19 protein-coding genes are annotated in these 22,104 nt (G+C 63.8%); 13 read left to right on the top strand and 6 right to left on the bottom strand.

Translation table 11 applies throughout. The features are described from left to right. Positions 1 to 21 precede the first annotated feature (21 nt). Both WDS16_RS12725 and WDS16_RS12720 read left to right on the top strand, forming a co-directional pair. A complete protein-coding gene (locus WDS16_RS12725) occupies positions 22 to 1,503 on the top strand; it encodes a DHA2 family efflux MFS transporter permease subunit (protein WP_338892989.1) in 1,482 nt (493 codons plus the stop codon). A gap of 85 nt (positions 1,504 to 1,588) precedes the next feature. Then, the gene (locus tag WDS16_RS12720; protein WP_338892988.1) at positions 1,589 to 2,389 is read left to right on the top strand and encodes an AAA family ATPase; all 801 of its coding nucleotides are present in this window, start codon (positions 1,589 to 1,591) and stop codon (positions 2,387 to 2,389) included. A gap of 21 nt (positions 2,390 to 2,410) precedes the next feature. Here WDS16_RS12720 and WDS16_RS12715 read toward each other — a convergent pair whose 3' ends face one another. Together WDS16_RS12715 and WDS16_RS12710 are read right to left on the bottom strand one after the other, a co-directional pair. Continuing rightward, complete coding sequence (locus tag WDS16_RS12715) at positions 2,411 to 3,652, bottom strand: PQQ-binding-like beta-propeller repeat protein (protein ID WP_338892986.1); 1,242 nt, start codon at positions 3,650 to 3,652, stop codon at positions 2,411 to 2,413. Positions 3,653 to 3,661: 9 nt separating this feature from the next. After that, positions 3,662 to 5,296, bottom strand: a complete 1,635-nt coding sequence (locus tag WDS16_RS12710) for a DEAD/DEAH box helicase (RefSeq protein WP_338892984.1) — start codon at positions 5,294 to 5,296, stop codon at positions 3,662 to 3,664. 361 nt (positions 5,297 to 5,657) lie between these two features. On the opposite strand from WDS16_RS12710, the gene WDS16_RS12705 reads away from it, so the two are divergent. Further along, positions 5,658 to 6,377: a ferritin-like fold-containing protein gene (locus WDS16_RS12705; RefSeq protein ID WP_338892982.1), complete on the top strand. Its 720-nt coding sequence runs from the start codon at positions 5,658 to 5,660 to the stop codon at positions 6,375 to 6,377. Between the two features lie 107 nt (positions 6,378 to 6,484). Then, positions 6,485 to 6,712, top strand: coding sequence for a DUF3107 domain-containing protein (locus WDS16_RS12700; protein ID WP_338892980.1), 228 nt, complete (start codon positions 6,485 to 6,487; stop codon positions 6,710 to 6,712). Positions 6,713 to 6,821: 109 nt separating this feature from the next. On the opposite strand, the gene WDS16_RS12695 is transcribed toward WDS16_RS12700, so the two are convergent. After that, complete coding sequence (locus tag WDS16_RS12695) at positions 6,822 to 7,475, bottom strand: TetR/AcrR family transcriptional regulator (protein ID WP_068368723.1); 654 nt, start codon at positions 7,473 to 7,475, stop codon at positions 6,822 to 6,824. A gap of 286 nt (positions 7,476 to 7,761) precedes the next feature. Between WDS16_RS12695 and WDS16_RS12690 the strand changes: the two genes are divergently transcribed. From WDS16_RS12690 to WDS16_RS12680, 3 genes are all read left to right on the top strand, one after another. Further along, entirely contained in the window at positions 7,762 to 8,916 is a 1,155-nt protein-coding gene (locus WDS16_RS12690) for a DUF3152 domain-containing protein (protein ID WP_338892979.1), read from the top strand. Between the two features lie 74 nt (positions 8,917 to 8,990). Beyond that, positions 8,991 to 10,166: an adenylyltransferase/sulfurtransferase MoeZ gene (gene moeZ, locus WDS16_RS12685; protein ID WP_338892978.1), complete on the top strand. Its 1,176-nt coding sequence runs from the start codon at positions 8,991 to 8,993 to the stop codon at positions 10,164 to 10,166. Between the two features lie 44 nt (positions 10,167 to 10,210). Further along, positions 10,211 to 11,065 carry a TIGR02569 family protein gene (locus tag WDS16_RS12680; protein ID WP_338892977.1) on the top strand — a complete coding sequence of 285 codons (855 nt, stop codon included), beginning with the start codon at positions 10,211 to 10,213 and terminating at the stop codon, positions 11,063 to 11,065. Positions 11,066 to 11,101: 36 nt separating this feature from the next. On the opposite strand, the gene WDS16_RS12675 is transcribed toward WDS16_RS12680, so the two are convergent. After that, a complete protein-coding gene (locus WDS16_RS12675; RefSeq protein WP_338892976.1) occupies positions 11,102 to 11,767 on the bottom strand; it encodes a FadR/GntR family transcriptional regulator in 666 nt (221 codons plus the stop codon). An 86-nt stretch (positions 11,768 to 11,853) separates the two neighbouring features. On the opposite strand from WDS16_RS12675, the gene WDS16_RS12670 reads away from it, so the two are divergent. From WDS16_RS12670 to WDS16_RS12645, 6 genes are all read left to right on the top strand, one after another. Continuing rightward, positions 11,854 to 13,101, top strand: a complete 1,248-nt coding sequence (locus WDS16_RS12670) for a CynX/NimT family MFS transporter (protein ID WP_338892975.1) — start codon at positions 11,854 to 11,856, stop codon at positions 13,099 to 13,101. A 209-nt stretch (positions 13,102 to 13,310) separates the two neighbouring features. Beyond that, complete coding sequence (locus WDS16_RS12665; protein WP_338893412.1) at positions 13,311 to 14,735, top strand: nitrate/nitrite transporter; 1,425 nt, start codon at positions 13,311 to 13,313, stop codon at positions 14,733 to 14,735. A gap of 64 nt (positions 14,736 to 14,799) precedes the next feature. Next, positions 14,800 to 17,298 (top strand): nitrite reductase large subunit NirB, encoded by a 2,499-nt coding sequence (gene nirB / locus WDS16_RS12660; protein WP_338892974.1) that lies wholly within the window; start codon positions 14,800 to 14,802, stop codon positions 17,296 to 17,298. Positions 17,299 to 17,408: 110 nt separating this feature from the next. Continuing rightward, positions 17,409 to 17,804 carry a nitrite reductase small subunit NirD gene (gene nirD, locus WDS16_RS12655; protein ID WP_338892972.1) on the top strand — a complete coding sequence of 132 codons (396 nt, stop codon included), beginning with the start codon at positions 17,409 to 17,411 and terminating at the stop codon, positions 17,802 to 17,804. Positions 17,805 to 17,838: 34 nt separating this feature from the next. Continuing rightward, positions 17,839 to 19,053: a uroporphyrinogen-III synthase gene (locus WDS16_RS12650; protein WP_338892971.1), complete on the top strand. Its 1,215-nt coding sequence runs from the start codon at positions 17,839 to 17,841 to the stop codon at positions 19,051 to 19,053. Between the two features lies 1 nt (position 19,054). Beyond that, positions 19,055 to 19,780: a sirohydrochlorin chelatase gene (locus tag WDS16_RS12645; protein ID WP_338892970.1), complete on the top strand. Its 726-nt coding sequence runs from the start codon at positions 19,055 to 19,057 to the stop codon at positions 19,778 to 19,780. On the opposite strand, the gene WDS16_RS12640 is transcribed toward WDS16_RS12645, so the two are convergent. Together WDS16_RS12640 and WDS16_RS12635 are read right to left on the bottom strand one after the other, a co-directional pair. Further along, positions 19,766 to 21,520, bottom strand: coding sequence for an NTP transferase domain-containing protein (locus WDS16_RS12640; RefSeq protein WP_338892969.1), 1,755 nt, complete (start codon positions 21,518 to 21,520; stop codon positions 19,766 to 19,768). The genes WDS16_RS12645 and WDS16_RS12640 overlap by 15 nt on opposite strands. Beyond that, positions 21,517 to 21,951, bottom strand: a complete 435-nt coding sequence (locus WDS16_RS12635; RefSeq protein ID WP_338892968.1) for a PaaI family thioesterase — start codon at positions 21,949 to 21,951, stop codon at positions 21,517 to 21,519. The genes WDS16_RS12640 and WDS16_RS12635 overlap by 4 nt, the downstream gene beginning before the upstream one ends. Positions 21,952 to 22,104: the final 153 nt, after the last annotated feature.

The following is a 22,104-nucleotide window of genomic DNA, read 5'->3' as shown; positions in this document are numbered from 1 at the left end:
CAATACGAAGGACTCTCCATCATGACGCAGGCAGGAACATCCGGACCGGCTCCGGGCGCCCCGGACAAGCTCGATTCAACCGTTCTGAAGGTCGCCGGAGTGGTGGTTCTCGGTGCCATCATGTCCATCCTCGATGTCACCGTCGTCAGCGTTGCTCTGCCGACGTTCATGGAGGTGTTCGACGCGACCTACGCGACCGCCGCGTGGACCATGACCGGATACACGCTGGCACTCGCGACCGTGATTCCGTTGACCGGATGGGCGGCGGACCGATTCGGAACCAAGCGGCTGTACATCACAGCCTTGATCCTGTTCGTGCTCGGCTCGGTGCTATGTAGCTTTGCGTGGGACATCACCACGTTGATTGCGTTCCGCGTCGTTCAAGGGCTCGGTGGTGGCATGCTCATGCCGCTCGGCATGACGATCATGACTCGCGCCGCGGGGCCGGAGCGGATCGGGCGCGTAATGGCGGTGCTCGGTGTGCCGATGCTGCTCGGGCCGATCAGCGGGCCGATCCTCGGCGGATGGTTGCTCGAGGCCGCAAGTTGGCACTGGATCTTCCTCATCAACGTCCCGATCGGCGCAGTTGCACTGGTTGCCGCGATCGTGATCTTCCCGAAGGACAACCCGACTCCATCGGAGGCGTTCGACTTCCGAGGCATGTTGATGTTGTCGCCGGGCCTGGCGTTGTTCTTGTTCGGTGTTTCATCGATTCCCGAAACCGAGACGGTGCTGGCAACACGTGTTCTCGTGCCGGCGATCATCGGGTCGGTCCTCGTGGTCTTGTTCGTCTTCCATGCGCTACGGACCGAGCACCCGTTGATCGACCTGCGGCTGTTCGCCAATCGCGCGCTGACCGTTGCAGTTCTCACAACCGTGCTGTTCACAGTGGCGTTCATGGGTGCCGGCCTGCTGTTTCCAAGCTACTTCCTGCAAATTCGCGGTGAAACGACTCTGGCAGCAGGCTTGCTGCTCGCGCCCCAGGGACTGGGCGCGATGTTGACGATGCCGATCGCAGGCATGCTCGCGGACAGGATGGGACCGGGCAAGATCGTGCTCGCCGGAATGGTCTTCATCACCGCAGGAATGGCTGTGTTCACGCAGGTCGGCTCTGATACGTCGTACTTCGTACTCCTTGGTGCATTGTTCGTGATGGGCATGGGCCTCGGTTCGACGATGATGCCGATCATGACAGCGGCGCTGCAGACACTGACCGATCACAATGTCGCCCGAGGGTCGACGCTGATGAACATCGTCCAGCAGACCGCAGGCTCGATCGGTACCGCCGTCATGTCCGTCGTATTGACCAATCAGTTGAAGAGTGTCAAGAACGCAACCTCGCCCACCGACGCACTCGATATCTCGGCGAGCGCTTTCGGCACGACGTTCATGGTTGCGCTCGTTCTCATCGTGCTGACCTTCGTCCCGGCCTTCTTCCTGCCACGAAAGAAAATCACGCCGGTCGAGGGAACGGACGCTGCCAAGCCGATTCTGCTTCACTGACTTCCTCGACTTCACTGACTTCCTCGACGCGCCCACAACCGGCTCTGTCTGGCTCCCTGCGCCCGAGTAGGCAAGGATCAAGGTTGTGACGACAGTACTGGCGGTTGCCAACCAGAAGGGCGGCGTCGCGAAGACCACCACGGTGGCATCTCTTGCGGCGGCGCTGCACGCGCACGATCAACGAGTTCTCGTGGTGGATCTCGATCCACAGGGGTGCCTCACTTTCTCGCTCGGACACAATCCCGACAAACTCGAGTCCTCGGTGCACGAAGTGCTCACCGGCGACGCCTCGATCGCCGATGTACTGGTCGAGACCGACGAGGGAATCGTGTTGCTGCCCGCAACGATCGATCTTGCGGGCGCCGAGGCGTTGCTGCTCATGCGTGCAGGCCGGGAATACGCGCTGAAGCGGGCGCTTTCTTCGGTTCTCGACGATTTCGATGTCGTGATCATCGACTGTCCGCCGTCGCTCGGCGTTCTGACCCTCAATGGTCTGACTGCCGCGCACTCGGTGTTGGTACCTCTGCAGTGCGAGACGCTCGCGCACCGGGGAGTCGGACAACTCCTGCGCACCGTCTCCGAAGTGCAGCAGATCACGAATCCGGAACTGACGTTGCTGGGTGCACTACCGACGTTGTTCGATGCGCGCACGACGCACAGCCGCGACGTCCTCAGCGATGTCTCGGATCGTTACGCCCTCCCGGTGTTGGCGCCGCCGATCCCACGGACGGTTCGTTTCGCAGAGGCATCGGCGTCGGGTGTGACCGTGCTGTCGGGCCGAAAGAGCAAGGGCGCGCATGCATACCGAGATCTTGCGATCAACCTTCTGGACTACTGGCAGAACGGTTCTGCTCTGCAGACGTATTCACCGGAGGCCGGCAGCTGACCTTTGCATCGAGTTGGCCGATCAGGCCAGCGCGACTATCTCGCTGCCGCGTTGCTCGATGACGACGGCGCCGAGGACGGAAGTTCCGACGGGTCCGGTGTAGTCCCCACGATCGACGGGAATGGTCCGTTCCGGCGTTCCCGTAGCGGGATCGATGACGACGGTTCCATTCGGAACCGGTACGAGCACATGGCCGGCCATCGACACCCCTGGTCCCAGCGCGCCCGGCAGGGACCACTGCGGGGACAGATCGCTCGAACTGAGTGCAATGGTGCCGGTTCCGGTCCACCAGCTGAATACGCTCGCAGCGTCGGTCACTGTCGGCGACAACTCGGTCGTCGGTTCCGCAAGGGTCCCCGGTGGTAGGTCGAACTCGGCCAGTGGCTGCGCATTTCCGTCGAACACTGCGATCTTCGCGGGTAGACCTGAATGGGCAGGAATTGCCAACGCAGTACGGTCGCCCGAGGTGACGAGTATCGAGGCGCCGTCGATGGGTCCGTCCGGTCCGGTCAGTGATGCGACCACGCTCGAACCGAATTCCTCCGGCTTTCCCGCGTCGTCGGGTGCCGGGTCGAGCGTGCTGAGTCGCGCCGCGGACTCCCCAGGGCAGTTCTCGAGAACGGCGACTCTCGAGCTGCTGGACGCAGAGGACAGAAGCGTGCAGCCGGTTCGAGGCTGGCTATTGGGGTTGACCGGGGCATCCACGCGGCCGTACTCGAGGGTGCGGACCAGGTCCGAACGCCACAGTTCCATTCTGGAGTCACCGAGGGACGTCACGTACGTTCCATCTTCGGTGAGTCGCACCGCTGCGTCAGCGTCACTCGTCCGCTGCGCCTTACGTGCTCCGCTCGCACCGTCCAATTCGGTGACCTGTGCACAGCCGCGGTCGTCGGAAAATACTGCGACGGCCGTGTTCCAGGCGCCGATGACTGCGCACAGAGGAACATCGCGGCGATAGCTCCAAGCGACGGCTCCGGTAGTCGGGTCGAACCCGCTCACGGTGGTGTCGTCACCGGTGACGACGGAACTTCCGGTCACGACGGGAGTCGACGTGACCGGACTCTGTGCTCGCCATCGTTCTGTCAGTGATTCCGGGACGAAAGCCGCGGTGTTCGCCTGGGACAGTGGAGTCTGCGCTGTGTCGGACGTCGTTCCACGTGCGTCGCTCTCGACCCAGATCACGGTGAGAGCGAGCACCGCGACAACAGCCAAGACTGCCGCGGCAACGAGATCCGACCGTCGGCGACGTTCGGGAGCAAGCACGGTGAGAGGCTACTCGGCCGTCGGTTGTCCGGACGCAGCCGATGCGGGGGAGCGGCGACGTCGACGACGCTTGCGCGGTGCCGATGCTTCGCCATCCTGATCCGCTCCCGAGTCTGAGCCCGAGGACTCCGAGGATGCGGGCGCAGCGAGATCGCCCGCTGCTTCCGTGTGCCCGCTCGCGGCCTGCCCGGCCCGGGTTCGCCGGCGTGACCGGCTTCGACGCGGTGTGGACGGTGTGTCGGACGACTCTCCCGAGGTGGAGTTGTCAGCGGGTGCGGCTGCCGAAGCGTCGGCGGCATTCGCGGCCTTCGGCTCGACGTCGGTCTTCTTGACCGAACCGGCGACATCGGTGGGGATGTCGAGTTCGTCGAACAGATGAGGCGAGCTCGAGTACGTTTCCACGGGGTCGGGAATGCCGAGGCCGAGCGCCTTGTCGATCAGCTGCCAGCGCGGGATGTCGTCCCAGTCGACGAGTGTGACGGCGATACCTGTGCGGCCTGCGCGTCCGGTGCGCCCGATGCGGTGTACGTAGGTCTTCTCGTCCTCGGGGCACTGGTAGTTGATGACGTGAGTGACGTCGTCGATATCGATTCCGCGTGCGGCGACATCGGTGGCGACCAAGACGTCGATGCCACCGGTACGGAACTTCTTGAGAGCTTTCTCCCGCTGTATCTGCCCGAGGTCGCCGTGCACTGCACCGACCGCGAAACCGCGCTCCAGAAGTTCGTCGGCGACTTTCTGTGCCGTCCTCTTGGTTCGGGTGAAGATCATCGTCGCGCCTCGACCATTGGCCTGAAGCACCTTCGACACCATTTCCACCTTGTCGAGCGCGTGCGCCCGGTAGATGTGCTGAGCGGTGAGGTCGTGAACCGCCGAGGACTCGGCTTCCTCCGCGCGAATGTGGGTCGGTTGGGTCAGGAACGTGCGGGCGAGAGTGATGATCGGGCCCGGCATAGTGGCCGAGAACAGCATCGTCTGACGCTTGTCCGGCACCATTCCGAGAATGCGTTCGATGTCGGGGAGGAAACCGAGATCGAGCATCTCGTCGGCCTCGTCGAGAACGAGAACGCCGATCTTGCCCAGGATCAGATGTCCCTGCTTGGCGAGGTCGAGCAAACGACCAGGGGTGCCGACGACGACGTCCACGCCCTTCTGGAGTGCGCTGATCTGAGCTTCGTAGGGGCGACCACCGTAGATCGAGAGGACTTCTACGTGCTTGCCGTTCGACTTCAGGTGCTTCGACGCGTTCGCGAGATCCGAGCTGACCTGGACGCACAGCTCACGCGTCGGGACGATGATCAGCGCGCGCGGCGTGCCGTCGAGCGCGGTGGTTCCGGAGTCCGTGGTGGAGATCCGATGGAGGAGCGGTACGCCGAAGCCGAAGGTCTTGCCCATACCGGTTCGTGCTTGGCCGATGAGATCGTCGCCGGCAAGCGCCAGTGGGAGCGTCAGCTCCTGGATCGCAAAGGTGCGCTCGATCCCGATTTCCGCAAGAGAACGGACGATGTCCTCGCGCACGCCGAGTTCGGCGAACGTAGGGGGAACGTGGGTGTCGTCGAGCTGGGCGGACAGCGTCGTGTCGCCGGTCTCGGATTCTTGGTCGATAACGATCTTGCTCAGGGGTCTGGCCTTCCTTGTGTTCACACGTGCGCACAAGGAAGGGCATTGGCCTATTGCCGGCCGAAGTCGATGCCCTCGATCCCGGTTGTGATATCGCATCGAGCCTCAGCCGTGTCGGTGGAACGAGTGGTACTCGACAGGCGGCGAAGCAGTCGTAGCGACCCGGATCAGGTGCGCACACATTGTCGGTGTGGACCGCCGCGTTCGTAATTGTTCGGTCCGTGTCATCGGTCCAGGTGGCGATCCGACCACCATGGTAGCTTGCCGACTCCGCAAAGCACGTATCGTGCTCCGGCGCGCTCGAACGCAGGCTCGTCGCGGGGTGAGAATCCTCGCATGTCCTCGGCGGCGAACGGCCGTCAACGCGAGACTACGATCGTCTCTCATGGGAGCCCATTCGCCTGAACCGGTCACCGACGAAGCTCGACAGTCCGAAGCGGAGGGATCCGACACCGTGCGAATCGCCTTCGACCATCCTGGCGTATCCGAGTTGTACGCAGTGCTCGCATACGGCGAGATCTCGGCGTTCTACCGATTGGCCGAAGACGCGCGCACCGCGCCGTCGATGCAGGGCAGAGTTGCACTCGCCAGCATGGCGGCGGCCGAGATGAGTCACTTCGAAACCCTCGTGCAAGCGCTGTCGGACCGAGGTGTCGAGGTGTACTCGGCGATGGACCCCTTCGTGCGCGCACTCGACGACTACCACGCGTCGACGAACCCGTCCACGTGGATGGAGGTGCTCGTCAAGGCATACGTCGGCGACGGGCTGGCGGCCGACTTCTATCGCGAGATCGCACACACGCTCGATCCGGCCGTGGCGTCGACCGTGCGTGAGGTGCTTGCAGAGACCGGTCACTCCGAGTTCGTTGTGCACGAGGTGTCGAAACAGGTGAGCGCCAGTACGCAGGACAAAGCGCGGCTGATGCTGTGGGGTCGTCGGCTACTGGGCGAGGCGATCACCCAGGCTCAGTACGTTCTCGCGCAGCGCGAGAGTCTCACCGATCTGGTCATCACGGCATCCGGCGACCTCAACGGAGTTGCGGCGCTGTTCGACCGCATGCAGGAGCAGCATGCCGAACGTATGCGGGTTCTCGGCTTGGTGTGATGGGGTGTTCGCTGACAGCACACCGATGGGACGAGCTTGTCGGTTGCGTGCTGCACTAGCCTTTAGTCGAAGCAGCTGAAGTTGTCTATTGAGTTCGGAGGTTGGCCGTGGAGGTCAAGATCGGTGTGTCGGAAAGCTCTCGTGAGCTCGTGGTGAACAGTGCCCAGTCTCCCGAGGAGGTCGAGGCGCTCGTAGCCGAGGCGCTCGCGGGCAGTAAGGATGTTCTTCAACTCGTCGACGACAAGGGCCGCAAGTACCTCGTTCAGTCCGCCAAGGTGTCCTACGTCGAGATCGGGCCAGCGGACTCCCGCAAGGTCGGGTTCGCCACCATCTAGTCGGTGGTGGTCGCGCCTTGGCGTGACCGGGCCAAGTGTCCACATATCGACGACGGCCGCGTATCGAATAATCGATACGCGGCCGTCGTCGTGTGGTTTGTGCCAGGCGTCAGGGCGCCTGGAGCGGGACGTGCGAGAGGCCGCCCCACGCCAGCGAGACAGTCGTGTCGACAGCGTCTTCCTTCGAGATCGGCCGATCTGCTTCCAGCCAGTAGCGAGCCGTGAACTGGCTGGCTCCGACGAGCCCCACTGCCAGTACCCGAGCACGATAGGGGTCGAGACCGGAATCGTGCGCGACGAGGTCGAAAACAGCGTCGACGCACGCCTCGGTTGCCTGCTCGACGCGAGCGTTGACCTGTGGATCTCCCATCAGATCCGACTCGAACACAAGGCGAAAGCCCTGCGTGTCGGTGTCGACGAAATCGTAGAAGGCAAGCACTGCCGCGCGGACGCGTTTGCGGTTGTCCGTCGTCGACCGGAGCGCCTGTCGCACTCCGGCGATCAGTGTGTCGACGTAGCTCTGCAGCACGGCGAGGTACAGCTCCAGCTTGCCCGGGAAATGCTGGTACAGGACCGGCTTGCTCACCCCTGCGCATTCGGCGATCTCATCCATTCCCGACGCGTGATATCCGCGGTTCACGAAGATTTCGCTCGCGGCCGCGAGTAGCTGAGCGCGCCGTGCGTCGCGTGGCAACCGTGCGCTGCGACGGCTGGCAGGAGAGGCCGGACGGTCCGAGGACATCCGATCTGCGAGTTCTGTCATTGTGGTAGTTCCCATCCGCATCGTCACTGCGCCTGTAGTGCGGAACCTGTGCGGTAGGCCGCTGCCGAAGTGGCCGCCAGGAAAGCTGTAGCGCAGATCGAAGAGCAACGATACCCGCCGTCGCCCGCCGCGACGGGATGGCGGGGCGCCTGTCGCAGTGAGCGGTCCTAGCAAGAGCTCGCATCGATCCCGGTATCGCGCGTCTATTCGGTCGAGGAGTTTGTTCCACCGCACAAACATCGGCGCGGCGAGCGGAGGATCGCACCGACTGTGAGATTCTGGCGAGGTGACTGACCGAGGCGGGCCGCCGAGCAGCGGAAGGACATGGGGCGACGCTGGGTACGACCGCAGTGCATACGACCGCAGCGAATACGGCGGCAGTGAACACGACCGGAGCGAATATGGCGGGGCCCGAGGTAGCCGTCGCGGTGCGCCGGAGGACCTACCCCGCGAGGTCGGCAGGCGGGGTTCGCATCAGCCGCTTCGTGCGCAGTGGGATCCGACGGCGCGGAGCGAACCGCACCGCAGCCGAACTCCGCGTCCGGAGCGGCAAGCAAAGAAGCAGTCGAAGCTCGGCAAGTTCACTTCGGTGTACGGCTGGCGTGCATACGCGATTCCGATTCTGCTCGTGGTGACGTCGTTGGTGGTGATCGACGCTGTGCGCGCAGGTGACCCGTCGACGACCAATGCCGTCAGCCCGGATCAGGCGCCGGGTTTCGGGACTCTCAGTTCGGACACAACGGACACGACCGGGGTGATCGGCGTGCCGCCCGCCGCCGACGGCAATTTCGCGGACTCCATCCCGTCGGGCGAGCTGCCGGACGGAGGCGCTTTCACAGCTCAGGGTGCGGGGACCTGGCATCTCGTTCCCGGATCTACCGGCCAGGTCGGGCAGGGGACCGAGCGGGTCTTCACGTATACGGTCGAGGTGGAAGACGGCGTGGACACGGTCGGTTTCGGGGGAGACGAATCTTTCGGGCGGTTGGTAGACCAGACGCTCGGGAACCCGAAGAGCTGGACCAACGACCCACGGTTCGCGTTTCGGCGGATCGACCAGGGTGAACCGGACTTCCGCATTTCGCTGACGTCGCAGATGAGCATCAGGCAGGCGTGCGGGTACGACATCCAGCTCGAGGTGTCCTGCTACAACCCCGGAATCAACAGGGTGGTCCTGAACGAGCCACGCTGGGTACGGGGTGCGATCGCGTACCAGGGCGACATCGGTTCGTACCGGCAGTACCAGATCAATCACGAGGTCGGACACGCCATCGGGTATCAACAACATCAACCGTGCGAGACCGACGGTGGGCTCGCACCGGTGATGATGCAACAGACGTTCGGTACTGCGAACGACGACATCGCTCGGCTGGATCCGGCGGGCGTGGTGCCGATGGATGGTAAGACGTGCAGGTTCAACCCGTGGCCGTACCCGCGTACCTGACGCGGAGGTAGTTTGGATCTGCCGATCGTGACACTCGGTCACCGCAATCGGTAGTGCGCAAGGAGCGAAAATCCATGACCGTGTTGCCGCCGCTGGTGGAGCCTGCTGGTGCGCTGTCGTACGACGAGGTTGCTCGCTACAGCAGACACCTGATCATTCCCGACGTCGGGACACTCGGTCAGCGACGGCTGCGTGCCGCGCGAGTGCTGGTGATCGGCGCAGGTGGATTGGGTTCACCCGCGTTGCTCTACCTGGCCGCAGCGGGGATCGGGACACTCGGAATCGTCGAGTTCGACGATGTCGAGCTCTCCAACTTGCAGCGACAGATCATTCACGGCACGTCCGACGTCGGTCGCTCGAAGGCGGCAAGTGCGCGCGACTCGATTCGCGAAGTCAACGACGGTGTCGACGTCGTACTGCACGAGTCGAGGCTCGACCGGACAAACGCGGTCGAGCTGTTCGAACAGTACGACCTGATTCTCGACGGCACCGACAACTTCGCTACTCGGTACCTCGTCAACGACGCGGCGATACTCGCAGGCAAACCGTACGTATGGGGATCGATCTACCGTTTCGAAGGTCAGGTCTCGGTCTTCTGGGAGAACGCGCCAGGGGGAGTCGGGATCAACTATCGGGATCTGTACCCGGAAGCACCGCCGCCTGGAATGGTGCCGTCGTGCGCCGAAGGTGGAGTGCTCGGCGTGCTGTGCGCATCGATCGGTTCGATCATGGTCACGGAGGCGATCAAACTGATCACCGGCATCGGTGACACTCTCCTCGGTCGGCTCATGGTGTACGACGCGCTCGCGATGACCTACCGGACGATCAAGGTGCAGCGCGATCCGGACCGAACGCCGGTGACCGAACTGATCGACTACGACGCTTTCTGTGGCGTGGTCTCCGACGAGGGTGCAGCGGCAGCGGACGGATCGACCATCACCCCTTTCGAGCTCGCCGAGCTGTTGAAGAGTTCGGAAGACATCGCTTTGATCGACGTTCGGGAACCGGTCGAGTGGGACATAGTTCGGATAGACGGTGCGACGCTGATCCCCAAGGGGCGCATTCTGTCCGGCGAGGCTCTGACCGAGTTGCCGCAGGACCGTCGCATCGTTCTGCATTGCAAGACCGGTATTCGCTCCGCTGAGGCCCTCGCCGTGATCAAGCGTGCTGGATTCGGCGATGCCGTCCATCTGCAGGGTGGCATTGTTGCGTGGGCCACACAGGTCGATCCGTCCCTCCCGGTGTACTAGCGCGCCTGCGGGACGCCGAGTGCAAAAGCGGTAGCGTGGCGCTTGTGAGCTCAGTGGAACCTCCTCAACACGTGATCTCCACGTTCGGGCTGCGTGACGTACCTCCGATTCCGCTCGGCGCGGATTGGGACGGTGGGTGGCGGCTCGGCGATGTCGTCCTCTCTCCGGTCACCGATCATGCGCGTGCGGCCTGGTCGGCGAAGGTCCGCGAAACGTTGGCGGTCGACGGTATCCGGTTGGCGCGACCGGTGCGATCGACCGACGGACGGTACGTCGTCAGCAGCTGGCGAGCGGACACGTTCATCGCGGGTTCGCCCGAGCCGCGGCACGACGAGGTCGTCTCGCTGTCGGTGCGACTTCACTCCGCGACGTCACAGCTGGATCGACCCCGATTCCTCGTTCAACCTCCCGTCGCGCCGTGGGCCGACGCCGACGTGTTCGTCGCGGCCGACCGGGCCGCGTGGGAGGCCACCCCGCTGCGCGCGGCGCGCGCAGCGGGAGCGCCCGAGGTGACATCGGTCGACGGCAAGCAAAGCCTGGAGTTGGTCAAGCAACTTGCAAGCCTTCGTAAGCCGGTGCAGTCCGTCGATCAACTCGTGCACGGGGACCTGTTCGGCACGGTTCTGTTCGACGGCAGCGAGGCACCCGGTATCACCGACATCGCGCCGTACTGGCGACCTGCGTCGTGGGCGTCCGCGGTGACCGTCGTCGACGCGATTTCCTGGGGAGGCGCGGACGATGCTCTCATCGGTCGGTGGGAGGACCTGCCGGAGTGGCCGCAGATGTTGTTGCGTGCCTTGATCTTTCGGTTTTCAGTGCACGCTCTGCATCCGCGTTCGACCCCTGAGGCATTTCCGGGGCTGGCGCGTACCGCGGACCTCGTGCGGCTGCTTCTCTAGAGGAGTTGCTCCGAAGAAGCCAGTGCGCCGAAGCGGCTACTGCTCCGACAGTCCGAGTTCGTCGAAGAAGATCGACGACGCTACCCGTGCACCCTCGGCATCTCCGCTGACGATCGCATCCACGAGGGCAGCGTGCTCGTCGTAGTAGTCGTTGCCGTGTGCACTGACCTGGTGGTGCATGGTCTGCCGAATGATCGGTAGAAGCGAGTCGTAGAATTCGAGATAGATGGCGTTGTGGCTGGCCGCGACGATTGCCCGGTGAAACTTGGCGTCGACGGCGATGGCCTCCTCGGCGGAATCCTTCACCCACGATCTGTTGCGACTCTCCAGTGCGTCGGTCAACGCGCGGATGTCTTCGGCGTCCCTGCGTTCGGCGGCGAGGACGGCGGCGGTGACTTCGAGAGTGCGCCGCAATTCGGTGACGTCCCGATCCTGCGCGTCGGCGAAGTACTTGCCGAGTGTGCCGCCGAGGTCGGAGGTGGCCATCACGAAGGTGCCCGATCCCTGCCTACGTTCGACCATTCCCGCGTGTGCCAAGGCTTGGACTGCCTCGCGCACGGTGTTTCGTCCGGTGCCGGTGAGTTCGCACAGTTCGACCTCGGTCGGAATTCGAGTACCGACGGGCCATCGTTCGGTGACGATCTCCTCGCGGAGTTGCGCAGTCACCTGGGTGATCAGGCTGGAACGTTGAACTTGTTGCACTGTGCGGCTCCGGCGTCGTCTGTCCTGGTCTGTCGATCAGTTTAACGCTTTGCACCGGGTGATCCGGTCATCCTATGATTTCAGGTGTGAGTGCCACTGCAGCGACCGAAACCGATGACCGCGCCCCCGTCGAGCATCTCCTTCGTGGTCGGGTACTGGTCCTCGCTGCCATCGTGTTGTCCGCGGCCACCCTGCGCGCGGCGGTCACCTCCATCAGCCCGCTGTTCGGCCGGATCGGCGTAGACCTGCACTTCGGTCCGACGGTGGTCGGGTTGGTCGGGATGCTGCCACCGGCCATGTTCGCCGTTTCCGGGTTGCTCACGCCGTTCATCGCCAAGCGGACGGGTCTCGAACGCGCGGCGTTGATCGCGATGGTGTTGACGACGGTCGGCATGGCGTCACGTGCGTTCGCCCCGGGTACCGGATCGCTGCTTCTGCTGTCCGCCGTCGCCCTCACCGGCATGGGCATCGGCAACGTCGTGATTCCGCCGCTGGTCAAACGGTACTTCTCTGATCGACTCGCGTTGGTCAGCACCATCTACATCTGTGCGATGCAGTTCAGCACGATGGTTCCGCCGCTGCTTGCAGTACCCGTCGCCGAAGCCCACGGATGGCGAATCTCGATCGGTGTCTGGGCGTTCGCCGGGCTGGCGGCCGCGTTGCCGTGGCTCGGCATCGTGCTCATGCGGCGTGATCGTGACAGCGCAGATACGACGGGTGTGAAGGGCTCTGCCGCCGTGCGCACGCAGCCTACGGGCAAAATCTGGCGTTCTCCGTTGGCGTGGGGGATGGTCGGGATGTTCGCGATGACGTCGTTCATCACGTACGCGATGCTGACGTGGCTTCCGATGATCCTCACCGACGCGGGTATCGGTGAAGCACTCGCAGGTGCCTCCGTCGCCGCGTTCGGTGCGATGGGGCTCATCGCCTCCTTCGTGGCTCCGTCGTTGTGTGCCCGGTGGCGTAACCCGTACGGCCTTGTCGTCGCCGCAGCTGTGTTCTACCTGGTCGGGTTCGGTGGTCTGCACTTCTCACCGACCAGCGGTACCGTCGTCTGGGTCTGCCTCATCGGGCTCGGAACGATGACATTCCCGATGTCGTTGACACTGATCAACCTCCGAACACGCACTCCAGCCGGATCTTCTGGGCTGTCGGGCTTCACGCAGGGACTCGGTTACGTGGTCTCGGCCGCGGGCCCGCTGTCCTTCGGCGTTCTGCACACACTGTCCGGCGGTTGGGGAGTTCCGATGCTCCTACTCACCGGATGTGTCGCGGTCCTACTGGTCGGCGGATACGTGTGCTGCAGACCGAGAATGCTCGAAGACACCTGGTGACATCGGCCTGACCATGGTCCGGCCGGTCTCACGTCCGCCCGTGCGGAAACGTGAGACCAAGTTAATCAAGGGGTCACCGCGGGCAGCGCCTGCGCAACATGGCTTTTCTATCTTTGGGTCTCCCACCCGATCAGGAGGCCCATGTGACCAGCAATCCCGAGGCACCGTCCGCCGACACGGCGTCGTCATCGACAACCCGTCCAGGAACGATTCCGGTATCGGTAAATCACCGCATCCACCACTGGAACTCCGAGGACGTCGAGGCGTGGGAGGGTGGCGGTAAGGAGATCGCGAAGCGAAATCTGATCTGGTCCATCATTGCCGAACACGTCGGATTCTCGATTTGGTCCATCTGGTCGGTCATGGTGCTCTTCATGCCGGTCTCCGTATACGGCATCGATGCCGCGGGTAAGTTCTTCCTGGTCGCGGTGCCGACACTCGTCGGCGCGATCCTGCGTATCCCGTACACCTTCGCCACGGCCAAGTTCGGCGGCCGCAACTGGACGATCTTCAGCGCCCTCGTGCTGCTGATCCCGACAGCGCTGACCATGTACTTCATGCTGAATCCGGCCTCGTATACGACCTACATCGTGATTGCCGCATTCGCCGGACTCGGTGGTGGCAACTTCGCATCCTCGATGACCAACATCAACGCGTTCTACCCACAGCGCGAAAAGGGGTGGGCGCTCGGACTCAACGCAGGTGGCGGAAATATCGGAGTACCCGTCATTCAGTTGATCGGCCTCCTTGTCATCGCGACCATCGGCAACACTGCACCGGAGATCGTGTGCGCGGTGTACCTGGTGTTCATCGCGGTCGCAGCTGTCGGCGCATCACTGTTCATGGACAATCTGGACAACCAAAAGACGAACGGCCGTTCGATGATCGATGTCCTGAGGTTCTCCGATTCCTGGTGGATCGCCTTCCTGTACATCGGCACCTTCGGTTCCTTCATCGGCTTCAGCTTCGCGTTCGGTCAGGTACTGCAGATCAACTTCTTGGCCGGCTTGACCGAAGGCGCTCCTGCGACGGCCGCCCAGCAGGCCCAAGCGTCGTTGCACGCCGCTCAGATCGCGTTCATCGGCCCGCTTCTCGGATCGATTTCACGTCCGTTCGGTGGGAAGCTCGCCGACAAGATCGGTGGTGGCAAGATCACGCTCTACACCTTCGTCGCGATGGTCTTCTCGACCGGCATTCTCGTCTCTGCCGGGACATGGGACGACAACACCGCGGGCGCGGCGACCGGAACCATGATGGCGCTGTTCGTCGTCGGGTTCATTCTCCTGTTCCTGCTGTCCGGTATCGGCAATGGTTCGGTCTACAAGATGATCCCCGCAATCTTCGCCGCGAAGTCGGTGGAACTGCCTGGGATGTCTCCCGAGGAACAGCAGCACTGGTCGCGCCGGATGTCCGGAGCCCTCATCGGTATCGCGGGCGCGATCGGCGCCCTCGGCGGCGTCGGCATCAACCTGGTGCTTCGTGCGTCGTACTCGGGTGAAGCCAAGTCCGCAACCACGGCGTTCTGGGTGTTCCTCGCCTTCTATGTCGTGTGCTGCGCCGTCACGTACGTCATCTACCTACGCTCACCGCGCATGATCGCCGACAGCCAGGCGCAGTCCTCTGTGGCCGTCTGAAGCTCGCTCGCACAGTCATCGATTCACAAGCATTGCCCGACAGGGAATTCGGAAGGAACCGTAGATGAAGAACGCGGTGGTCGTAGGTCATGGCATGGTCGGACACCGGTTCGTCGAGGCGCTGCGTGCGCGCGACGAGGCGGCCGAGTGGAAGGTCACCGTTCTGTGTGAGGAGGCGTTGCCGGCGTACGACCGAGTCGGCCTCTCCTCCTACGTAGGCGCCTGGGATCACCGCGAACTCGCGCTGGCGGGCAACGACTACCTCGGTGACGACGCCGTGGACATGCGTATCGGAGTGCGTGCCGACAGTGTGGACCGCGATGCGAAAACGGTGACGACGTCGGGCGGTGACGTCATCGAGTACGACGCCCTCGTGTTCGCCACCGGTTCTTATCCGTTCGTGCCCCCGATCGCAGGGCACGATCGACCGGAGTGTTTCGTTTACCGAACGCTCGACGACCTGGACAAGATCCGCGCCCGCGCGGATCACGCAGGGCCGGGTGCGGTCGGTGTCGTCGTCGGTGGTGGCCTGCTCGGACTCGAAGCAGCCAACGCGTTGAAGAAGATGGGCATGACGCCGCACGTCGTCGAATTCGCTCCGCGGCTCATGCCGCTGCAGGTCGACGAGGGGGGAGGCGCGTTGCTGCAGCGTCTGGTCACCGATCTCGGACTGCACGTTCATGCCGGTGTCGGAACGTCCTCGATCACCGAGAACTCGGACGGGGCCGGCCTGACCGTCGAACTGTCCGATGGCAGTGTCATCGACGCCGCTCTGCTGGTGTTTTCAGCAGGCGTGCGGCCGCAAGATCAGCTCGCTCGGGACTGTGGTCTCGACGTCGGGGACCGCGGTGGAATCTTGGTGGACATCGGTTGCCGTACAGCAGATCCCGCGGTTTTCGCAATCGGTGAGTGTGCTGCGGTCGAGGGGCGCTGCTATGGCCTTGTTGCGCCCGGGTATTCCACCGCAGAAGTGGTTGCCGACCGAGTGCTGGGAGGCGCCGCCGAATTCCCCGGCGCCGATATGTCGACCAAACTGAAGTTGATGGGTGTCGATGTTGCCAGCTTCGGTGACGCAATGGCTGCGACGCCGGGGGCACTCGAGGTCGTCTTCAGCGACGCACCGAAGGGGACGTACTCCAAGCTCGTCGTCTCGGACGACGCGAAGACGCTTCTCGGTGGCATTCTCGTCGGTGACGCTACCGCGTACTCGCTGCTCCGGCCTCTGGTCGGGCGCGAGCTTCCCGGCGACCCCGGTTCGTTGATCTCACCGGCGGCGGAGCAGGTCGGTATCGGTTCACTACCCGACGATGCGGAGATCTGCTCGTGCAACGGCGTCACCAAGGGTGCGATCTGCGGCGCGATCGCCGACGGTGCCTGCGATGTTGCGTCGGTCAAGAGCTGCACCACCGCCGGAACGACGTGTGGTGGCTGCCTGCCGTCGATCAAGCAACTGCTTTCGGCATCAGGAGTGGTGATGTCGAAGGCTCTGTGCGAGCACTTCGGTCAATCTCGGGCAGAATTGTTCGAGATCGTGCGCGCGACGAACACGAGAACGTTCTCCTCGCTGATTGCCAAGTACGGCAAGGGAACCGGCTGCGACATCTGCAAGCCGGTAGTCGCATCGATTCTGGCATCGACGTCGTCGGATCACATTCTCGACGGCGAACAAGCTTCACTGCAGGACACCAACGATCATTTCTTGGCCAACATTCAGAAGAACGGAACGTACTCTGTCGTCCCGCGTATGCCCGGCGGGGAGTGCACACCCGAGCAACTCATCGTCATCGGTGAGGTAGCGCGCGATTTCGGTCTGTACACCAAGGTCACCGGCGGACAACGAATCGACATGTTCGGCGCACGCGTCGACCAGCTCCCCGCCATTTGGAAGAGGCTGGTCGACGCCGGCATGGAGTCCGGTCAGGCGTACGGCAAGTCGCTGAGAACAGTGAAGAGCTGCGTCGGTTCCAGCTGGTGCCGCTACGGCGTGCAGGACTCGGTGGGTATGGCAGTCGATCTGGAGAATCGTTACCGGGGACTGCGATCGCCGCACAAGATCAAGTTCGGAGTCTCAGGCTGTGCCCGCGAATGTGCTGAAGCGCGTGGCAAGGACGTCGGAGTCATCGCGACTGAGGGCGGTTGGAACTTGTACGTCGCAGGCAACGGTGGACAGTCGCCCAAACATGCACAGTTGCTGGCGTCCAACCTCGACGACGCCACTCTCGTCAGCTACATCGACCGATACCTGATGTTCTACGTGCGCACTGCAGACCGCCTACAGCGCACGGCACCGTGGCTCGACTCTCTCGAAGGTGGTCTCGAGCATCTCAAAGCCGTCGTCTGCGAGGACAGCCTCGGCATCGGTGCCGAATTGGAAGCCGACATGGACCGACACGTGGCCGGGTACAAGGACGAATGGGCAGGTGTGCTCGAAGACGAGGAGAAGTTGGGTCGGTTCGTGTCCTTCGTCAATGCTCCGAGCGAACCCGACCCGACGATCGCGTTCGACGACAGCGGCGAGCGCAAGGTTCCGGTCCTGATGGGGATGCCGAGAATCGGCGCCTGAGGCTTTCGAACCGGTTCGGTCACGAAACAGTGCGCATGTGCACACCCGGGTAATGACCACTTAACGACGAAGAAACATCGGCAACGTGCAATAGCACCAGGAGGTCCACGATGACTGTTATCGATAATCGGACAAGCACCACCACCACCCAGTCGCAGACTACGCACACAGCCCGTGAGTGGACGCCCGCCTGCAGCCTGGAATCCTTGGTCCCCGGCCGGGGCGTCGGAGTTCTTCTTCGCGGTGGAACCCAGGCGGCACTGTTCCTGCTTCCCGGGGGAGCTCTGTTCGCAGTCGGAAACATCGATCCGTTCGGTCGTGCCGCGGTAATGTCACGGGGGATCGTCGGCGATCGCGGCGGTGAGCCCACTGTCGCGTCGCCGTTGCTCAAGCAGGTGTTTTCACTCGTCGACGGTCGATGCCTCGACGACGACACCGTCGGTCTTGGATCCTTCGAGACCGAGTTGGTCGACGGAGTCGTCTACGTGCGCGGCGCAACACCATGAATCACACCGCCGAGCCGAAACCGGAGTCCGCACCGTGACCCACACTTCCGGGGAACCTCTGGCGGGTTTCACTGTCGGGATAACAGCGTCGCGGCGAGCCGAAGAGTTCGCGACGCTGCTCGTGCGACGTGGCGCAACGGTGATGCATGCGCCAGCGATTCGCATCATTCCGCTCGCCGACGATGCCGAGTTGGAGCGGGTGACCGGGGCGATCATCGCCGATCCCCCCGAAATCACGGTTGCCACAACAGGTATTGGATTTCGTGGCTGGATCGAAGCGGCCGACGGTTGGGGCCAGGCGGAGGCATTGGGCCGAGCATTGGCGTCGTCGCGGTTGCTTGCCCGTGGCCCGAAGGCGAAGGGCGCGATACGGGCCGCCGATCTACGGGAAGAATGGAGTCCTGCGTCCGAATCCTCGGCCGAGGTACTCGAACATCTGCTCGCCGAAGGCGTGGAAGGAAAGCGTATCGCCGTCCAATTGCACGGTGCTACAACAGAATGGGAGCCCATCCCTGACTTCTGCGAGGTCCTCCGGCATGCGGGCGCCGAGGTGGTACCCGTGCCGGTGTACCGCTGGACGGCACCGGACGACGGTGCCCCGATGGACCGCATGATCGAAGCCGTCGTCGTGGGAGATCTCGACGCCATCAGCTTCACGAGCGCACCGGCCGTTGCCTCGCTTTTGATGCGGGCCGACGAGAACGGCGTCCTCGAGCCTCTGCTGCAGTCGATGCGCACACGAGTGCTTCCCGTGTGCGTCGGACCGGTGACTGCAGCGCCGCTCGAACAGTTGAAGGTCCCGACCACCCAACCTGCGCGCGCACGGCTCGGTGCATTGGCGCGGCACATTGCCGAGGAGCTGCCCCGCAGGTGGAGGCCGATGAATGCGGGCGGACACGCGGTAAGCGTGCGCAGTCGATGCGTTGTCGTCGACGGTGAGGTGCGTGCGGTATCACCCGCCGGAATGGCGCTCATCAAGACTCTGGCCAGTCGACCCGGTCGCGTCGTCTCACGCGAGGACCTTCTCGGCGCGCTGCCGGGTGGAGGGGACGACACGCACGCGGTAGAGACCGCGATGACGAGGCTGCGTTCCTCCCTCGGCGCGCCGAAGGTGGTGCAAACCGTGGTCAAGCGTGGCTATCGACTTGCAGTCGAACCGACGGATGTGGCCGAGGAGTGCGACGAGGCAGATGCCGGTGCCACGGCTTTCGGGCCGGTGGTCAGCGATTGTGATGGGAGCAAGTACTGACATGACGAAGAAGTGGACTGACGTGGAGCCGACTCTAGTTCTCGTCGCGCACGGCACGCGAAACCCGCGAGGTGTAGAGATGATTGCCGCGCTCGCCGAAGCAGTCGGTGCCCGGGTGGGAACGACGCGCGTCGCGTTCGTCGACGTGCTCGGGCCGTCGCCTGCCGAGGTGCTCCGCGAACTGTCCGGGCCGGCGGTTGTGGTTCCCGCGTTCCTCGCCTCGGGATACCACGTGCACACCGATGTGCCGAGAGAAGTTATGGCAAGCGAGCATCCAGCGACGACGGTGACGCGGGCACTCGGCCCCGATCCAGTGTTCGCGCGCGTCATGGTGGAGCGTCTGGTGAGTGCCGGGTGGGCGTCGGGTGACGCCATCGTCTTTGCTGCGGCGGGATCCTCGGACGAACGTGCGTTGCTCGAGCACCGGCGAGCGGCGGCAATGCTCGCCGAACTCACCGGTTCGCGCGTCGGTATCGGATACGTGGCGACAGCTCGTCCCTCGGTTCCGGATGCGGTTGCCGCGCTCCGCCGCGACGGGCACGAGAGGGTGTTCGTCGCGTCGTATCTCCTCGCGCGCGGACTGTTTCACACACGCCTGGCCGACGCGGGCAGCGATGGCGTCGCCGAGCCGATCGGACTGCACCCGGATATCGTGGAGCTGGTGTCTGCACGTTTTCTGGACGGTGCACGCGCGGTCGCCGAGCACGCGCATTCAGCGAGGCAGTAGCAGGAGCTCCACCGGCGTTCCCGGTGTCTTGTCGGCCGGAACCAGCGCCAACGCATCATGACAGACGAGGTCGAGAAGATGCGCGGTATGGAGATCGTGGTGGACGCGCCACCGCGCGCCGTCACGTCCGACCGGCACCAAACGGTCGGTCGGCGCGGCAACCGACTCGTCGGTCAGGTACCCGAGCAGTGGAGGTTTCGTGGTTCGCGCAGTCAAAGCGTCGACCAAGGCCGGCGCAGTCAGCATCACCGTGCCGATCGCGGCCAGAGGGTTTCCCGGGAGACCGAGCACGACGATTCCGTTCGGTAGTACCGCGGTGATCTGCGAACCACCGGGGCGCACGCGCATGCGGGGCACGACGATGTCGGCATCGGCGCGTGTGAGCGCTGTCCGAAGTTGATCGGCTGCGCCGCCGCCCGTCGCGCCGACGACAACTATGACGTGCGCGTCGCTTGGCTGCCGAAGGAGGTCCTCGAATGCAGTCGAGGAATCCTGAAGGTGAATCGTGTCGAGAACGACGATCCCACAGAATGCGAGGTAAGTCGGTAGGACCGAACCGATACTGTCTCTCGTCTGGCCAGGTTCCAGCTTTCCGTCGGAACGAATCTCGTTTCCGCTCAGCACAACTCGCGCAAGAACAGGGCCGCGGACCGTAAGGCTCGCGACCTCAGCGCTGAGTGCTACCGACACCACTGCGGGGCTCACGTGTGTTCCAGGGGCGACTAACTCGGCGCCGGTGGTCCAGTCTTCGCCTGCTCTTCGGGTGTCGTCTCGAACGGGTGAATCGGCGCGTCGGATCAATCGACGCCCGTCGCTGCTGACATGCTCGTCGCGAATCACGGAGGTCGCTCCTGCTGGGACCTGAGCGCCGGTCGCTATTCGGAGCGCATCTCCAGGTGCGAGTGAACCGTGCCCCGAGGTGCCCGCGTAGGCCACCTCCGCACGTATCGTCCACGGAGCTTCGCCACGCACCGCGTAACCGTCCATCGCCGAAATATCTACCGGCGGAAGCGGCGCGGCCGCGACGAGTGGCTCGCTCAGTGTCGAACCGAGTGCGGCGTCCGGGGCGACGGTTCTCGGGGAGAGTGGGTGAATCCGTTCCCGAATCGACTCGCGTGCCTGTCCTGCGGACAGTACGGGCGCGTCGGGGGAGCGAGCCGCGACCAGTTCCCTGGCGAGCTCGAGGTCGGCGAGAGTGTCGCAGTCACCGACCGATTCGATTCTTGTCACCGCATAATCGACGGGGAGGATCGCCTTCATCGCGAGATCGGAAGTATCGGGCACGTCCGCAAGTCTTCGGCGCAGATCGTCCGCACGCCACGCCCCGAACAGATACTGCGTGCGCCCGGTGTCGTCCTGAGCGAACACCGCCGAATGCGACTGCATCTGCATCAGCAGAGATTCCACTGCACTGGCATCGACGAAGGGGAGATCTGCGGCAAGAACAAGCACGATGGTTGCGTCGGAATCGGGTAGAACTGCCAGCCCCGCAGCAATCGCAGCGACGGGCCCGGCTCCTGCAGGCGACTCGCGTGTCTGGACGATGTCGGACGACAACTCCGAACGGTGCGGTCCGACGACGACGATGTGTCGAGAACGCGCAACTGCGGCGATAACCTTTTGCAGGAGACTGATTCGACCAACCGTCAGTGCAGGCTTGTCCATCCCACCCATCCGGCGCGCCGAGCCGCCGGCCAGGATCACCGCATCGACGGTGCAATCCGGCGAGTGCGCGGTCACGTCGGCAGCGGTACGTTCTGCAGGCGGACCTGACCCCTAGCAATCGCCTTCCCGCTGTCGGAGGCGGTTACGGTCACGAGCCACAGTTGCTGAACACGCCCCTGCTGCAACGGCTCCGCAACCACCTCGACTCGTCCGCCCTTGCTCGCTCGTAGAAAGTCCGTCCCGTTGTGGACGCCGACGGCGAATTCACCGCGGTCCTTGACCGCCTCGCTCGCGCCGATGCTTGCCGCTGATTCGATTGCCGTGGTGTAGACGCCGCCGTGCACGACACCCCACGGTGTGAAGTGCTGTTCGGACAGCTCGATGTGGCCCACGAGGCGGGTTCCGGACACCTCGTCGACAACCAAGCCTGCAGCCGCGACGAATGGACTTGCCTTCGACAGCGCGTACTTCGCGGCGGGACGAGGGTCGAACTGTCCGAGGTTCATACCTCACAAGGTTAGTGCGCGAGTTCAGTCCGGTACACGACGGCTGCGTGGAGGGCCGTCGAGCCCACACCGACCACCTCCCCGCACGATGAAAGGTAGCCGTGACAGTGAGGCCACCGCGAGCGCAAGGAGCAGTCCTGTGATCAACATGTA

Origin of the sequence: Rhodococcus sovatensis, assembly GCF_037327425.1 — a bacterium.
Lineage (GTDB): Bacteria > Actinomycetota > Actinomycetes > Mycobacteriales > Mycobacteriaceae > Rhodococcoides > Rhodococcoides sovatense.
Note: the sequence above shows the minus strand (reverse complement) of the source record. Positions and strands in the feature narration are given on the sequence as shown.

Excerpts from the sequence above, each read along its gene's own strand:
- WDS16_RS12725 (WP_338892989.1), top strand. The coding sequence starts at position 22 with ATGACGCAGGCAGGAACATCCGGACCGGCTCCGGGCGCCCCGGACAAG.
- WDS16_RS12705 (WP_338892982.1), top strand. The coding sequence starts at position 5,658 with ATGGGAGCCCATTCGCCTGAACCGGTCACCGACGAAGCTCGACAGTCC.
- WDS16_RS12695 (WP_068368723.1), bottom strand. The coding sequence starts at position 7,475 with ATGACAGAACTCGCAGATCGGATGTCCTCGGACCGTCCGGCCTCTCCT.
- moeZ (WP_338892978.1), top strand. The coding sequence starts at position 8,991 with ATGACCGTGTTGCCGCCGCTGGTGGAGCCTGCTGGTGCGCTGTCGTAC.
- nirB (WP_338892974.1), top strand. The coding sequence starts at position 14,800 with ATGAAGAACGCGGTGGTCGTAGGTCATGGCATGGTCGGACACCGGTTC.
- nirD (WP_338892972.1), top strand. The coding sequence starts at position 17,409 with ATGACTGTTATCGATAATCGGACAAGCACCACCACCACCCAGTCGCAG.
- WDS16_RS12645 (WP_338892970.1), top strand. The coding sequence starts at position 19,055 with ATGACGAAGAAGTGGACTGACGTGGAGCCGACTCTAGTTCTCGTCGCG.
- WDS16_RS12635 (WP_338892968.1), bottom strand. The coding sequence starts at position 21,951 with ATGAACCTCGGACAGTTCGACCCTCGTCCCGCCGCGAAGTACGCGCTG.